The sequence below is a fragment of the Mucilaginibacter sp. KACC 22063 genome, from assembly GCF_028736115.1.
Taxonomy (GTDB): Bacteria; Bacteroidota; Bacteroidia; order Sphingobacteriales; family Sphingobacteriaceae; genus Mucilaginibacter.
This window is the reverse complement of the sequence record NZ_CP117877.1, coordinates 2,646,354-2,660,131: the sequence shown is the minus strand read 5'-3', so window position 1 is coordinate 2,660,131 and position 13,778 is coordinate 2,646,354. Positions and strand designations below refer to the sequence as shown.

Here is a 13,778-nt window from a genome sequence, read left to right as displayed (position 1 = left end):
TACGCCGTATGGCGGAGAAGCAATCCCAGACATGCGCTTACATGATGATAAAGCATAAAACAACAACGGCTTCCTATAAGGAAGCCGTTGTTGTTTACAGACGTTTCTGACTATTTCTTAAAATGATTAATAATCAAGGTAGCCAGTTCAACGCCAATACGTTCTTGTGCTTCGTTGGTAGAAGCACCGATGTGTGGCGTTAATGATATTTTAGGATGTGTTAAAATTTCAGCACGTGGAGTTGGTTCGTTATCAAAAACATCCAATCCAGCAAAAGCAACCTGCCCGCTGTTTAATGCATCAATAAGTGCCAACTCGTCCACTAAACCACCACGAGAGCAGTTAATTACCCCTACTCCTTTTTTCATTTTACCGAAAGCCTCAGCATCAAGTAGCGGCTTATCAATAAATGGCGTGTGCAGTGTTACAAAATCGCTTTCGGCTATAATAGTTTCTACAGATGCGGTTTCAACAGCTACTTTAACAACTGTAGAAAGTCCTACAGTCACTTCGATTTCCGGAGTGAAAGGATACAGATCATAAGCCAATACACGCATGCCCAAACCTAAAGCAAGTTTGGCAACTTCGCGGCCAATACGGCCAAAGCCTATAATACCTATTGTTTTACCCCGCAGTTCAACACCTTTTGCATAAGACTTTTTCAGGTCGTTAAATTTAGTGGCTCCCTCAACCGGCATTTTGCGATTGCTATCTTGTAAAAAGCGAGAACCGGTAAACAGGTGCGCGAAAACAAGTTCAGCAACAGATAATGATGATGAAGCAGGTGTATTATAGGTAGGGATGCCTTTTTCTTTGGCATATTCCACATCGATATTATCAACGCCTACACCGCCGCGGCCAATTGCTTTTAAGTTTGGCACAGCATCAATTAATGCTTTACGTACCTTGGTTGCACTACGCACAGTTATTACATCATAATCCTGTAGTCTGGTCGACAATTCATCTTGAGGAACGGTTTGGGTATCAACGGTAAAACCTGCTTCTTCAAGCAGTTTTTTACCAATTGGGTCGATACCGTCATTAGCTAATATTTTAATCATGATATTTCTATTCGTTAGTATCATTAGTTCATTGGTTTTGTTCGCTTATTACTAATGAACAATTGCACCACTGAACTAATGTGAGCGTTACTATTTATTTTTCTCTGCAAATTCCTGCATGGCATCAATTAACACATGCACACTGGTAATTGGCAATGCGTTATAGATAGAAGCACGGAAACCACCTACGCTTCTGTGGCCTTTAACACCTACGATTTCTTTTTCATCGCACAGTTTTAAAAACGCTTTTTCATGCTCTGGATTTTCAACTACAAAGCATACATTCATGCTTGAGCGGTCTTCTTTAGCACAAACACCTTTAAATAATGGGTTGCGGTCAATCTCTTCGTACAACGCAGCAGCTTTTGCTTCGTTCTCTTCGTTGATGGCTGCAACACCACCTTTGGCTTTTAACCAGCGCAGCGTAAGCATAGATACATAGATAGCAAATACCGGTGGGGTATTGTACATAGAGCCGCCTTCTATCTGTGTTTGATAGTTAAACATAGCAGGTATCTTGCGGTCGGCTTTCCCTAATATATCGTCTTTTACGATTACTAAAGTAGTACCGGCAGGGCCCATATTTTTTTGTGCACCAGCGTATATCAAGCCAAAATCGGCAACGTTAACAGGGCGACTGAAAATATCTGAAGACATATCACAAACAACCGGTACCGGCGAAGGGAAGAACTGCTTCAACTGTGTACCATAAATGGTGTTGTTTGATGTAATATGAAAGTAAGCAGCATCAGCAGGGATAGTAAAATCTTTAGGGATATAAGTAAAGTTGCTTTCTTTAGCAGTAGCAACAACTTCAACCTCACCAAAATATTTAGCTTCCTTTAATGCTTTATTTGCCCACACACCCGACTCCAGATATGCAGCTTTGCCATTTTGCGGTAACAGGTTGTACGGAACCATAGCAAACTGAGTGCTTGCCCCACCCTGTAAAAATAGAACGGAGTAACCTTCCGGAACGTTTAAAAGCTCTTTTACCAACCTAACAGCTTCATCAAGTACTGCCTCAAACTCTGCCGAGCGGTGCGATATCTCAAGAATGGATAAACCTATTCCGTTAAAATCAACCACTGCCTGTGCAGCTTGCTTCATTACCTCATGTGGTAAAATGCCTGGTCCGGCACCAAAATTATGTTTCATATTAATTGGATTTGGGCTATTAATTTGATTGAGTAGCCGCCCCGAAATTAATTAAATGAAATATAACTTTGGCAAAAAAGTCAATGATTTATTAACACAGCCATATTTTTAAACCACTGTGAATAAAAACATTAGCAAAGGGTTGGTTTTAAGCTATAAAATCTATGCTTTTACTGGATTTTTTAGGCTCTTAATAGCCTCAGAAGGGTTGTTTGCAGAAAAAACCGAACTGCCTGCAACCAGGGCTGTGGCACCTGCATTAACCAGTTTATCAACATTAGTTACATCTACTCCCCCGTCAACTTCAATGATTAACGCTGGGTTTCTTTGTGCAGCAAGTGCTTTAAGGTCGGCCAGCTTTTTATAAGTATTGTCTATAAATTTCTGCCCTCCAAAGCCGGGATTCACTGACATGATCAGTACCAGATCAATATCCCTAATAATATCTTCGAGCAGGGCAACAGGCGTATGCGGATTTAAGGCAACACCGGGTTTACATCCTAATTCTTTGATGCTTTGTACCGTGCGGTGCAAATGCGTGCATGCTTCATAATGTACAGTTATGCCATAAGCCCCTGCCTCTGCAAATTGTTTCAGATAGCGGTCAGGATCAACAATCATTAAATGTACATCAAGCGGTTTAGTGGCATGTTTAGCCGCTGCTTTCATCACCGGGAAACCAAAAGATATGTTAGGCACAAACATCCCGTCCATAATGTCTACATGTATCCAGTCTGCTTCGCTGTTGTTAAGCATTTCGATATCGCGCTGCAGGTTGCCAAAATCAGCAGCAAGTATAGACGGAGCAATCAGATGGTTCATGGCTCAAATATAAATAATGGTTGATTAGTTAAGTGGTTCAATTGTTGATTTATCCCTTTAACTATATCCGGCAGGCAAATATTGATGTATTTAACAATGAACTGTATTAATCGCATTGCTGCAAAAGATCGTAATATTTGTTCATTAAGCCGGTATCGTAATTAACGAGTGATTGATAAGCTTCAGAAACAAGTTCGTTAAGTATTGAAGCGCCTAACTGGCCTGCTCCGTTAGGGATGTCTTCGTAATACCTGATCAGTTCTTTTACCCGTACAATCTCATACAGCAGATTTTGTATCAGATCATGCGGGTAATTGTTTATCCCGCTCAGTCGTCCGGATAAAAAATTTAATGGGTCTTCAGCTGCAGGAGACATACCGTTAAAAAGCATCAAAATCAAAAATCATAACCCACTGCAGATTTAATAATAACTGTTTCAAATAATTACTTGAAACACAAAACAATTTGTGATCTATTAGTAAATAACGGATTTGGTAAAATGTTTTAATTTTTTTACCATTTAATATTACCGTTAATGTAATCGATCAGGTCATCGGCCATTGCTTTCTGCTCGGCTTTACCTGGGTGGCCGGAAGTGTTTTTATAAGCAAAGAAATGTGATTTGATTTTATTGTCGTGAAGATTGGCAACCGCTTTATCAATATAGCCCGGCCAAGGCGAACCGGCCTTAGTAGCATCCATGCTGCCTAAAGCGCATATAATCTGTGCGTTTGGGTATTTTAACCGGATGCCTTTTATAAAATCAGCATAAGCATTGATCAACTGTTCTTCGGTTGGAGGCTTATCACCAAAACGTTTCTTAAATTCTTCGTTTTGAGGCTTTTTTACAATCCACGAATCGTTTTGAAATAAGTTGACAACAACTACATCTGGAGTAAACCGGTTAAAATTCCACTTGCCGGTGGTGTCTTCCCCTATTACCTTGTCCCACATTTCGGGCATAATTTGAGGAAACCAGCTAACGGTAACACCTATTCCGCTACGCGCAATACAACTGTACTCGGCATTAAAGTGGCGTGCAGTGATGTTGGCATAACTCAGCCAGAAATCTTCATAAGGCGAATCTCCCCTGTCTTTACCGGTAGTATCTAATACTGCATAGCCACAGGTAATGGAGTTGCCATAAAATTCAATTTTACGTTTCTTAGCAGCATCGGCCTCTAAAAACTGACCGCCCTCATCAAGCATAAATTGGTAAAGCCAGGTTTTGCCAAATACCCATTCTGTGCGTTTAAATAATTCCAGGTGATGTTTGCCTTTCTTTAGGCCTGAAGCCAGCGTATAGGTTTTCTGGATACTGTCAACAGTAATATCCGGCAATACTTTACCATCTATAATTACTTTAAGAAAGTTCTCGCCACTCTCATCTTTTAATAAAGCTTTTACGCCGGACCCCGTAAAGTTTATACTCGCCGAGTTTCCCGACCAGCTTAAAATTGCAGCATCACCCTGTTGCTGTATGCGGCCCGTATAATGGATATGCGGATCATTAGCTTTTATTATGTTTTGCGTAAAAGCTTTTAAGCAAAGCCCGGCGAGCAGTAATAACAATGTGATTTTTTTCATAGGTGTCAGTTTTGCGCAAATATAAATGCAAATGCCATATTTACAAGACTTTGGAGCGCGTTACCCGTATTTAGGATAGCCTTTAAAATATGCTTATCTTTGCACCCGATTTATATTTAGATATATGCCCGAATTATCAGTTGTAATAACTGTATTAAACGAAAAGGATAACATTAGTCCGCTTATAACCGCTATAGACAACGCACTTTCTGCAATAGACTATGAAGTAGTTTTTGTTGACGACGGATCAAGCGACGGCACCCAGCAGGAAATTATTAAAAATGCTAACGACCGCATTAAGTTAGTAGAGTTACGTAAAAACTATGGGCAAAGTACCGCCATGACGGCCGGTATTGACCATACTACCGGCGACTATATTGCACTGCTTGACGGCGACCTGCAAAACGACCCTAAGGATATTCCTTTTATGCTGCAAAAGCTAAAAGATGAAGACTGGGACGTAGTAGCCGGAAACCGTGCTAACCGCCAGGATGGTATGGTGCTGCGCAAGATACCAAGCAAAATAGCAAATGCTTTGATTCGCCGTTTAACGGGTGTATATATTAAGGACTATGGCTGTACGCTTAAAATATTCCGCAGGGAAATTGCTGAAAGTTTAGGCTTGTACGGCGAACTGCACCGGTTTATTCCGGTATTGGCAAAACTGCAAGGCGCACGTATTACACAGGTTGACGTTGACCACCATGCCCGTATTCACGGGAAATCTAAATATGGTATTAACCGTACCTTTAAGGTGATCAGTGACCTGATTTTAATGGTATTTTTCCGTAAGTATATTCAAAAGCCGATGCACCTTTTTGGTAGTGTTGGTTTCGTGGTGTTCTTTTTAGGTATACTGATCAATGCTTACCTGTTGGTGCTAAAAATTATGGGTCACGACATATGGGGTAAACCTATGCTTATTTTAGGTTTAATTTGCCTGTTAGGTGGTGTGCAACTCATTACGTTAGGGATACTTGCCGAGATCAATGTTCGCACGTATTTTGAATCGCAAAATAAAAAGACTTACCAGGTGCGTAAGATCTATGCGAACGGAGAAACTATAAGACCTGCTGTGATCAGCGCTTAAAAGAAAAAATTTAGATAAAGTAAAAAAGGCTTAGCAGTTTTGCTAAGCCTTTGATTTTTTACGGAGTTTTTGTGGTATCCTTTTTAGTGGTATCACGCATTGTACTGTCTGTAGTAGTAGTTGTAGTGGTGGTTTTCGTCGAGTCCATTTTGGTGCTGTCAGAACCACTGCTGGCCGACTTTTCTGAGCTACAGCCTGTAGCTATGCTGCCTGCAAATATTGCAGCTACAGCTAATTTCAAAATCTGATTTTTCATAATTTTCTTTTGTCTGTTAATCAATTAGATGCCAAACGCATAACGCCGTTTTGTTGTTAAATGTTTTATATCAATACAATAATAACTACCTGATGAATATGTTTTTGTACTCGAATTTCTATTTTCTTTAAAAGAAATATATATTGTTAATGAGTAATTTATATATGTTATCTAAACATAAAGATTAATATGTAGAAGCGGATTTGAATTTTGTTTTTCATAAAATAATAATGCGGTTATAATCCTAAATGCTGATATTTATAGCGTATGCAAGTGACAGCTTTTTGGTTAAAATGGGGTTTGCGTTTTTATCCCCCACTGTTTTTTCAACGGATATGGGTGTGTCACATTTCAGCAGATTTTCGCAGCATGGCTGTTAAAGTAAATAAGAGTTTATTGAATGTAAATTATAACCGTTCGATATTCGGAGGGACTTTGTTTGCTGCCGCAGATCCTTTTGTACCTGTATTATTTCACCAGATATTTATTAAAAAAGGCTACAAGATTGCTGTGTGGAGTAAATCAGCCCAGGTGCAGTTTTTAAAACCCGGACATACGGATATGTTTTTTGAAATTAACATTACTAACGAAGATATACTGGAAGCCGAGCAGATCATCAACGCCAATGATGGTAAATATGCTAAGACCTTCCCTATCAACATCCGTAATAAATTCGGGGAGGTATGTGTAATAGTTGGTATTGAAGTGTACATTCGTAATTTGAACCCGTTATTACCGTAATACAATGCCAACCTTACCTAATATTCACCAGTTATTATCTCAAGGCTATCTGATCTCTACAGACAAAGCGTTATTTGATATAGATGAAGCTTTTGATATGATAGCCAACCGCTCATACTGGGCAATCGGTATGCCCAGAGAGCGCTTTGAAACCGCTGTAAAAAACTCACTGTTATTTGGGGTTTATCACAATGGCGTTACAGTAGGTATGGCCAGGGTGATATCAGATTATGGTACTTTTGCTTACATCTGCGATGTATTTATTGATGAAGCGCATCGCGGTAGAGGGCTTAGTAAATGGCTTGTAAGTGAGATAATGTCGCATCCTGATTTACAGGGTTTGCGCAGATGGTCTTTAGCTACATCAACAGCACATGGCTTGTACAGCCAATATGGTTTTGTGCCGATCAGCAAACCGCAGGACTGGATGGAGATCAGAAGGCCGTACATACAACAGAACGAAGGGAATTAAATGAACATCAGGAAACTGATTTACGAGGGTGAAACTGTAACACAGGATTTTAAAAAAACGATCACCAGCTGCGAAAAAATAGCCAAAACCATGGTGTCCTTTGCTAATAACAAAGGCGGCAGGCTGCTTATTGGCATACTGGATGATGGTACGATAAAAGGCGTTAAGTCGGAAGACGAAGAACGGTATATGATTACCAAAGCCGCACATTTTTATGCAAGGCCTGCACTGGAACCGGCTTTTGAGGAAGTGTATGTGGATGATAAACTTGTATTAGTTGTTGACATTGAAGAAAGCGACAGTAAACCACATTACGCCTTAGGTGAAGACGGCAAATGGTGGGTGTATGTTCGGGTGAAAGATAAAAGCGTTTTAGCCAGCAAAATTGTTGTTGACGTGCTTAAACGCTCAGGCGATGATAGTGGTGTACTGATAGAATATTCATCGAAAGAAAAAGCATTGCTTGAGTACCTGGAAACTAACGAGCGTATTACGGTAAAAGAATACTGCCAGTTGTTGAACATGAGCCGCAGGCGTGCACAGCGCATACTTGTTAATCTGGTTTTATCCGGCGTGATACGCGTAAATACTACCGAGAAAGAAGAGTTTTACACATCAAGCTAATATTTATAGCAAAAAGCTTACATTTGGCGGCTCCATTCCACCGCCATCATGAAACAGTATTTTTCTACTTACAAGCCGCATTACCGCGATAACCTTAAACTGGCTATTCCGGTAGTTATTTCGCAGTTGGGGCAAATACTTGTACAAACTTCTGATAGTATTATTGTGGGCCAGTTTGCCGGAACCATAGCCCTTGCCGCTGTGGCATTGGTGAATAGTTTGTTCATGATCATTATTGTGGTGGGTATGGGGGTGGCTTACGGGTTAACACCGCTTATTGCACAGCAAAACGGCAAGAATGATAAAATTGAATGCGGAAGATTATTAGCCAATAGTTTCCTGATCAATCTGATTACAGGCGTCTTGTTATTTGCCTTGATTTATTTTGCAGCAGTGCCCATGCTGGATCACCTGGATCAGTCGCCAGCCGTAGTGGCACAGGCTAAACCATTCATGAAATTGATGGGTATATCTGTAATTCCTATTCTCATCTTCAATACCTTTAAACAATTTGCTGAGGGACTGGGCTTTACCAGGCAATCCATGTCCATATCCATCTGGGGTAACGTCATTAATATCATTGTGGGTATTGTACTGGTTAAGGGTATGTTTGGGATACCACCAATGGGTGTCCGCGGAGTAGGTCTAAGTACACTTATCGACCGTTGCCTGATGGCTATTGCTATGTCGGTCTATGTGTTGCGCTCACCACGTTTTAAAGACTACCTCAAAGGCTTCTTATGGAGCAATATTGATCGATCGCGCATTCGGCAGATCATAAAAATTGGTGCGCCTGTAGCTATGCAGTTCACGTTTGAAATTAGCGCGTTTAGCGGTGCAGCTATCATCATCGGCACGATGGGTGCCGTGCCACAGGCTGCACATCAGATAGCTTTAAATATGGCGGCTTTAACTTATATGGTTGCTAATGGCGTATCTGCTGCTGCGGCAATAAAGTCGGGTAATCTATTTGGCGCAAAAAACTTTATTGGTTTAAGGCAATCTGCCATAGCCAGTTATCATATTGCGCTTGCATTTATGGGTATTACGGCTATCATATTCCTGGTGTTTAACCACTGGTTGCCCTGGATATATACTACAGATAAAGCTGTAATAGCAATTGCAGCACAGTTACTTATTGTTGCAGCAGTGTTTCAGTTATTTGATGGCGCACAGGTAATAGGCTTGGGTGTTTTGCGTGGTATGGGCGATGTAAACATACCTACTTTGATTACATTTTTAGCTTATTGGGTATTAGGCATACCGGTTGGCTACCTGCTTGGGTTGCACTTCAATATGGGTGTGATGGGTGTTTGGTTTGGATTGGTATTGGGCTTGTTCACGGCTGCTGTATTATTATATTTCCGTTTCAGGAATATTAGCAAGCACCATGAATTTCATGAGCAGGTAATCATTGCGCGCGATTAAAAGTACAGGTCCATAGCAACTCTATACGTGTTACAGTGCGCCTCAACAATGTCGCGGATATTGGTTGAATAACCGCCGCCCATACTAACCTGCACAGGGATATTATAGTTTTTGCATTGCTCTAACACAAAGCGATCGCGCATTTTGCATTCTTCAATGGTGAGGTTTAGCTTGCCTAATTTATCTGTCTCTAATACGTCTACCCCGGAAAGATAAAAGATAAAATCGGGCTCCGTCTTTTCAATCAATGATGGCAGGGTATCATATAAAATGCCAAGAAAGCTATCACCATTTGTACCATCCGGCAACGGAATATCAAGGCTCGATTTTTCTTTTCTGAATGGGAAGTTCTTATCACCATGCATTGAGAAAGTAAATATTGCCGGATTATGCTCAAAAATTTGTGCGGTTCCGTTTCCCTGGTGTACGTCGAGGTCAACAATTAAGATGGATTGCGCCATTTTGTGGTGCAGTAGGTAATTTGCAGCCATTGCCTGGTCGTTTAAAAGGCAAAAGCCCTCTCCCCAGTTGATGCCAGCATGGTGAGTTCCACCAGCTACATTAAACGCAATTCCATTTTCGAAAGCATAGTGGCATCCGTCTATAGTGCCCTGTCCTATCCTGATCTCACGTTCGACGAGCCTTGCCGTTAATGGAAACCCTATGCGCCTTTGCTCTTTGGCAGGCAGAGTCAGATCACGTAGATGTTCCCAATAGCTTTGCTCATGTGTCCAAAGTATAACCTCTTCATCCATTGGTTCCGGAGAGAACAGGTTATCACTGGTGATCAATCCCTCATGCAGTAACTGGCCTGGTATCAGCTCATATTTCAACATCGGGAAACGGTGCCCTTCGGGCAACGGATGTGCATATATAGGATCGTAGGCTATTTTAAGCATGTGATTATTTAAACTGCTGTGCTGCTTCAAGCAAGTATTTTGCAGCGTAATAAACGTCTGCAAAGCTATTGTATAAAGGCACAGGGCTTACTCGTATAACATCAGGTTCGCGCCAGTCGCCAATTACACCTTTCGCTACCAGATAATCAAATATGGCTTTACCGCTATGTTTGCAGATTATAGATAACTGGCAGCCACGCTGTGCAGTATCTGTCGGCGTAATGATCTTAAATAGTTCATCACCAATCTGAGCATTAACATCGTTTATTAAAAATTCAAGATAAGCAGTCAGCTTACGGCTCTTATCGTTTAATACCTCTATGCCACCAGCTTTTTCAAAAAGCTGCAAAGCGGCATAATGCGCTGCCATCAACAGGATGGGGCTTGTACTCACCTGCCAGCCGTCGGCTCCTAATTCAGGTTTAAAGCCCGGAACCATTTTAAAACGTTCGTCTAATTTGTATCCCCACCACCCTGCTAATCTATTAAGGCTTTGATCGTTGTGGTGCTTTTCATGAACAAATACTCCACTTATACCACCGGGACCGGAATTCATGTATTTGTAAGAACACCAGCAGGCAAAATCGGCACCCCAATTATGCAACTGCAATGGCACATTGCCCGCAGCGTGCGCAAGATCGAAGCCGACATACGCGCCGGCCTTGTGTCCGGCTTCTGTAATGGCTTTCAAATCAAATAACTGCCCTGTGTAATAGTTTATACCTGCAAAAAACACTAAAGCTAATTCTTCTGCATTGGTATCTATAGAGCTGGTGATATCTTCTGTTCGTAAGGTATTTTCTCCATCGCGAGGGAAAAGTTCAATAACGGCATCTTTCGGATCGTAGCCATGAAATCGTACCTGGCTTTCAACCGCATACTGGTCAGACGGGAATGCCCCGCCTTCCATGATGATTTTGTATCGTTTACCGGCAGGCTTATAAAAGCTAACCATTAACAGGTGCAGGTTAACCGTTAGCGAATTCATGACAGTAACCTCTTCGGGTTTTGCACCCACAATTTGACCAAGAAGAGGTGCCAGCTTTTTATGATAAGGCAACCAGGGTTCTTCCCCTTCAAACCAACCCTCTACCCCGTAGTTTCTCCAGGCGGTTAACTGGCCTGCTATTACTTCTTGTGTTTGTTTAGGTTGCAACCCTAAAGAATTGCCACACAAGTATATGGCGTCATTGCCATTATGCTGTGGAAACCAGAATTGTGAACGAAAATCTTTAAGCGTATCGGCTTCATCAAGCGTTTGTGCAAACGCCAGGTCATTGCTAAAATCCATGCGTCAATGATACAAAAAAGGCAGATGAAAACCATCTGCCTTTATGTTATAAGTCGACCTTTTCGTGATCGCCTGCTTCATACTTTTTGCCGGTTACTGCCGCTTTAATCATTTTAAATATCAATGCAATTTTACTGGCGCTTCCATCCCAATACTCGGCCGACTCGGTATCGATGCGTAGTAAGCTAAGTGCCGGATCATCTATACCATCCGGAAAGAAAATCTCTACGTACGGATTCCAAAGCTCTTTCATTTTTTCGCGGTCGTCTACCACATAAGCAGTACCGTTAACAGCAATGTAAACGTGATTAGAAGTGTCGGCATAGGTAAGTGATACCTTATTTTCTAATGAAATCTCAGCCACTTTAGGTGAAAATTCATTGGTGAAAAACCAGATATTACCTTCTACGTCTACTTGGGCAGTTCCCATCGGGCGGCTATGAAACTCTTGATGGGTATCATAAGTGGTCAGCATGCAGGTTTTGATCTTATCAATCATTCCTCGAAGCTTCTCAATATTTTCAAGCCTTTTCAATTCGTCTTCGTATTCCATAAGTTGATAATTGTTTAACATATAACCCATGAAATTTAATTTTGATTTAAAAAATTATCGATTAGGCTTACTTACATAAGGATTTCCTTTTACATAAAAACGGTAAGGTAACTTGGCATCTTCGCCTGCATAATCAACGCCTACCCTGGGTACGGCAGCCACTTCATCATCTTTAAATGACAAGCCTCTATCCTCCAGCCACAAAGTTTCGCTTTGCAGTGTAATCGCATTGATTTTGCGTGATATACCCAAAGCCTTAGCAACAGATCCCGGACCCGAAGTAATATTAGGCTTAACCACAGCCATGTTGCGGCGGTACTGCATCATGTCTATACCAGTCGTTGGATTAATTGCACGTATCAGTATAGCATGTGGCCGTCCTTCAGCAGCGGTTACAATGTTCAGCATTTCATGTATGCCATAGCACAGATAAACATATGCTACACCGCCCTGCATATACATGGTTTGTGTACGTGGTGTAAGGCGATTGCCATAGGCGTGCGACGCCCTGTCAACAACTCCGGCATAAGCTTCTGTTTCAACAATATACCCGCCCGTAACTACACCATCAAATGAGGTAAACAGATACTTGCCAATCAGGTCGCGGCTCAGGGCAACCACATCATCAGAATGATAATAACTATCTGGAATTTTCATGTTTTTAATACCTCATCTAACCAGTTCATAATCTGTTTTGCTTTATTGTAGATCATGATGTGCGTACCACCATTAATGATTTTTGCACCTTTAATGTTTTTAAAATTGAAGACAAGGTCTTTACTTCCAGTAATGTGATACACGTTTTGCGGTATAATCCTGTTGTTCCAATGCAGCACTGCGCCCATTGCCCATTTAATAAAATGAGGTGAAGAATTCCGGAGCATTGATTTAAACAGTTCCGTATTCCTACTGCTCATTTTACCAAATACAGGCCTGATCAGAAAGCCTACCTTCGTCATCCAGGCAGACGGAATAATCTTATAAACCGGCACACGCCTGAATAACTTGAAATACCAGGGCGCTTCGTCAATGGTCTTGATGGATGAGATAAGAATTGCCTTGCTAATTTTGAGTTGCTTGGCAACTTCAACAGTAAGCATCCCTCCTAATGAAACCCCGATAACCACATCGCCATCTTTAATGTGATATTCCTGAATCAGCTTGGTAGCGTAAGTTGCTAATGTATCCGAACTCTCTGGTGCAATCCAATCTGCGTAAATAACATGATAACCTTTTAGTTCGATGTTTTTGAACAGGCGGTAATCTGCCCCAAGTCCGGATATCAGGAATGCTTTAACCATTAAAATTTGATCAATTGCACAATCTGTTCCAGGTATTTGGCATCAACCTCGTCAAACTGCGCTAATTCCTCGCTGTCCACATCAAGCACACCCCAAATTTGTCCGTCCTCTACCATTGGTACAACAATCTCTGATTTTGATAAAGAGCTGCAAGCAATGTGCCCCGGGAACTGGTCTACATCAGGCACTACCAATATCTCTTGCTGTGCCCATGCTGCGCCACAAACCCCTTTGCCATAGGCAATGCGGGTACAGGCAACCGGTCCCTGGAAAGGACCCAAAACAAGTACATCGTTTTTTACCAGATAAAAACCTACCCAAAACCATTTAAACTGCTCTTTAAGTGCAGCGGCAACGTTTGCCAGGTTAGCAACCAAGTCTTCTTCCCCGGTAATCAATGCTTCAATTTGCGGAATCAGCGACTGGTATTGCTCCGCCTTATCTGTAGTGTTTATAATTTTTAAATCTTCGGCCATAATGACAAAAGTATAACAC

The 13,778-nt window shown here is 41.4% G+C and carries 17 protein-coding genes; 5 read left to right on the top strand and 12 right to left on the bottom strand.

The genetic code is table 11. The features are described from left to right. Positions 1 to 110 precede the first annotated feature (110 nt). From PQ461_RS11375 to PQ461_RS11355, 5 genes are all read right to left on the bottom strand, one after another. Positions 111 to 1,061 carry a D-2-hydroxyacid dehydrogenase gene (locus PQ461_RS11375; RefSeq protein WP_274205632.1) on the bottom strand — a complete coding sequence of 317 codons (951 nt, stop codon included), beginning with the start codon at positions 1,059 to 1,061 and terminating at the stop codon, positions 111 to 113. A gap of 90 nt (positions 1,062 to 1,151) precedes the next feature. Further along, positions 1,152 to 2,219 (bottom strand): 3-phosphoserine/phosphohydroxythreonine transaminase, encoded by a 1,068-nt coding sequence (gene serC / locus PQ461_RS11370; protein ID WP_274205631.1) that lies wholly within the window; start codon positions 2,217 to 2,219, stop codon positions 1,152 to 1,154. A 162-nt stretch (positions 2,220 to 2,381) separates the two neighbouring features. Next, on the bottom strand, positions 2,382 to 3,041 hold the full coding sequence (gene rpe / locus PQ461_RS11365; protein WP_274205630.1) for a ribulose-phosphate 3-epimerase: 660 nt from the start codon (positions 3,039 to 3,041) through the stop codon (positions 2,382 to 2,384). Between the two features lie 106 nt (positions 3,042 to 3,147). Then, positions 3,148 to 3,417: a hypothetical protein gene (locus tag PQ461_RS11360; RefSeq protein WP_274205629.1), complete on the bottom strand. Its 270-nt coding sequence runs from the start codon at positions 3,415 to 3,417 to the stop codon at positions 3,148 to 3,150. Positions 3,418 to 3,554: 137 nt separating this feature from the next. Beyond that, positions 3,555 to 4,628, bottom strand: coding sequence for an SGNH/GDSL hydrolase family protein (locus PQ461_RS11355; protein ID WP_274205628.1), 1,074 nt, complete (start codon positions 4,626 to 4,628; stop codon positions 3,555 to 3,557). Between the two features lie 124 nt (positions 4,629 to 4,752). Here PQ461_RS11355 and PQ461_RS11350 point away from each other — a divergent pair, with 124 nt between their 5' ends. Beyond that, positions 4,753 to 5,718 (top strand): glycosyltransferase family 2 protein, encoded by a 966-nt coding sequence (locus PQ461_RS11350; protein WP_274205627.1) that lies wholly within the window; start codon positions 4,753 to 4,755, stop codon positions 5,716 to 5,718. A gap of 58 nt (positions 5,719 to 5,776) precedes the next feature. Here the strand turns inward: PQ461_RS11350 and PQ461_RS11345 are convergent, their stop codons facing one another. Then, positions 5,777 to 5,974: a hypothetical protein gene (locus PQ461_RS11345; RefSeq protein ID WP_274205626.1), complete on the bottom strand. Its 198-nt coding sequence runs from the start codon at positions 5,972 to 5,974 to the stop codon at positions 5,777 to 5,779. 369 nt (positions 5,975 to 6,343) lie between these two features. Here PQ461_RS11345 and PQ461_RS11340 point away from each other — a divergent pair, with 369 nt between their 5' ends. The 4 genes from PQ461_RS11340 to PQ461_RS11325 are packed head-to-tail and all read left to right on the top strand — an operon-like array spanning position 6,344 to position 9,239. Next, a complete protein-coding gene (locus tag PQ461_RS11340) occupies positions 6,344 to 6,715 on the top strand; it encodes a DUF4442 domain-containing protein (RefSeq protein ID WP_337993466.1) in 372 nt (123 codons plus the stop codon). 4 nt (positions 6,716 to 6,719) lie between these two features. Then, positions 6,720 to 7,187, top strand: a complete 468-nt coding sequence (locus tag PQ461_RS11335; RefSeq protein ID WP_274205624.1) for a GNAT family N-acetyltransferase — start codon at positions 6,720 to 6,722, stop codon at positions 7,185 to 7,187. Further along, positions 7,188 to 7,811, top strand: a complete 624-nt coding sequence (locus PQ461_RS11330) for an RNA-binding domain-containing protein (protein ID WP_274205623.1) — start codon at positions 7,188 to 7,190, stop codon at positions 7,809 to 7,811. It abuts the gene before it with no gap. A gap of 48 nt (positions 7,812 to 7,859) precedes the next feature. Further along, on the top strand, positions 7,860 to 9,239 hold the full coding sequence (locus PQ461_RS11325; RefSeq protein WP_274205622.1) for an MATE family efflux transporter: 1,380 nt from the start codon (positions 7,860 to 7,862) through the stop codon (positions 9,237 to 9,239). Here PQ461_RS11325 and PQ461_RS11320 read toward each other — a convergent pair. The 6 genes from PQ461_RS11320 to PQ461_RS11295 are packed head-to-tail and all read right to left on the bottom strand — an operon-like array spanning position 9,236 to position 13,759. Continuing rightward, positions 9,236 to 10,138, bottom strand: a complete 903-nt coding sequence (locus PQ461_RS11320) for a histone deacetylase family protein (protein WP_274205621.1) — start codon at positions 10,136 to 10,138, stop codon at positions 9,236 to 9,238. The genes PQ461_RS11325 and PQ461_RS11320 overlap by 4 nt on opposite strands. Positions 10,139 to 10,142: 4 nt before the next feature. Then, a complete protein-coding gene (gene kynU / locus PQ461_RS11315; RefSeq protein ID WP_274205620.1) occupies positions 10,143 to 11,429 on the bottom strand; it encodes a kynureninase in 1,287 nt (428 codons plus the stop codon). Between the two features lie 46 nt (positions 11,430 to 11,475). Beyond that, positions 11,476 to 11,982 (bottom strand): pyridoxamine 5'-phosphate oxidase family protein, encoded by a 507-nt coding sequence (locus tag PQ461_RS11310; RefSeq protein ID WP_274205619.1) that lies wholly within the window; start codon positions 11,980 to 11,982, stop codon positions 11,476 to 11,478. A 54-nt stretch (positions 11,983 to 12,036) separates the two neighbouring features. Next, positions 12,037 to 12,639, bottom strand: a complete 603-nt coding sequence (locus PQ461_RS11305; protein ID WP_274205618.1) for a DNA-3-methyladenine glycosylase — start codon at positions 12,637 to 12,639, stop codon at positions 12,037 to 12,039. After that, on the bottom strand, positions 12,636 to 13,283 hold the full coding sequence (locus PQ461_RS11300) for an alpha/beta hydrolase (protein WP_274205617.1): 648 nt from the start codon (positions 13,281 to 13,283) through the stop codon (positions 12,636 to 12,638). The genes PQ461_RS11305 and PQ461_RS11300 overlap by 4 nt, the downstream gene beginning before the upstream one ends. After that, positions 13,283 to 13,759 (bottom strand): GAF domain-containing protein, encoded by a 477-nt coding sequence (locus tag PQ461_RS11295; RefSeq protein ID WP_274205615.1) that lies wholly within the window; start codon positions 13,757 to 13,759, stop codon positions 13,283 to 13,285. The genes PQ461_RS11300 and PQ461_RS11295 overlap by 1 nt, the downstream gene beginning before the upstream one ends. Positions 13,760 to 13,778: the final 19 nt, after the last annotated feature.

Bases quoted from the DNA above. Each gene is read 5' to 3' on its own strand.
- PQ461_RS11375 (WP_274205632.1), bottom strand. From the start codon at position 1,061: ATGATTAAAATATTAGCTAATGACGGTATCGACCCAATTGGTAAAAAA.
- serC (WP_274205631.1), bottom strand. From the start codon at position 2,219: ATGAAACATAATTTTGGTGCCGGACCAGGCATTTTACCACATGAGGTA.
- rpe (WP_274205630.1), bottom strand. From the start codon at position 3,041: ATGAACCATCTGATTGCTCCGTCTATACTTGCTGCTGATTTTGGCAAC.
- PQ461_RS11360 (WP_274205629.1), bottom strand. From the start codon at position 3,417: ATGTCTCCTGCAGCTGAAGACCCATTAAATTTTTTATCCGGACGACTG.
- PQ461_RS11355 (WP_274205628.1), bottom strand. From the start codon at position 4,628: ATGAAAAAAATCACATTGTTATTACTGCTCGCCGGGCTTTGCTTAAAA.
- PQ461_RS11350 (WP_274205627.1), top strand. From the start codon at position 4,753: ATGCCCGAATTATCAGTTGTAATAACTGTATTAAACGAAAAGGATAAC.
- PQ461_RS11345 (WP_274205626.1), bottom strand. From the start codon at position 5,974: ATGAAAAATCAGATTTTGAAATTAGCTGTAGCTGCAATATTTGCAGGC.
- PQ461_RS11340 (WP_337993466.1), top strand. From the start codon at position 6,344: ATGGCTGTTAAAGTAAATAAGAGTTTATTGAATGTAAATTATAACCGT.
- PQ461_RS11335 (WP_274205624.1), top strand. From the start codon at position 6,720: ATGCCAACCTTACCTAATATTCACCAGTTATTATCTCAAGGCTATCTG.
- PQ461_RS11330 (WP_274205623.1), top strand. From the start codon at position 7,188: ATGAACATCAGGAAACTGATTTACGAGGGTGAAACTGTAACACAGGAT.
- PQ461_RS11325 (WP_274205622.1), top strand. From the start codon at position 7,860: ATGAAACAGTATTTTTCTACTTACAAGCCGCATTACCGCGATAACCTT.
- PQ461_RS11320 (WP_274205621.1), bottom strand. From the start codon at position 10,138: ATGCTTAAAATAGCCTACGATCCTATATATGCACATCCGTTGCCCGAA.
- kynU (WP_274205620.1), bottom strand. From the start codon at position 11,429: ATGGATTTTAGCAATGACCTGGCGTTTGCACAAACGCTTGATGAAGCC.
- PQ461_RS11310 (WP_274205619.1), bottom strand. From the start codon at position 11,982: ATGGAATACGAAGACGAATTGAAAAGGCTTGAAAATATTGAGAAGCTT.
- PQ461_RS11305 (WP_274205618.1), bottom strand. From the start codon at position 12,639: ATGAAAATTCCAGATAGTTATTATCATTCTGATGATGTGGTTGCCCTG.
- PQ461_RS11300 (WP_274205617.1), bottom strand. From the start codon at position 13,283: ATGGTTAAAGCATTCCTGATATCCGGACTTGGGGCAGATTACCGCCTG.
- PQ461_RS11295 (WP_274205615.1), bottom strand. From the start codon at position 13,759: ATGGCCGAAGATTTAAAAATTATAAACACTACAGATAAGGCGGAGCAA.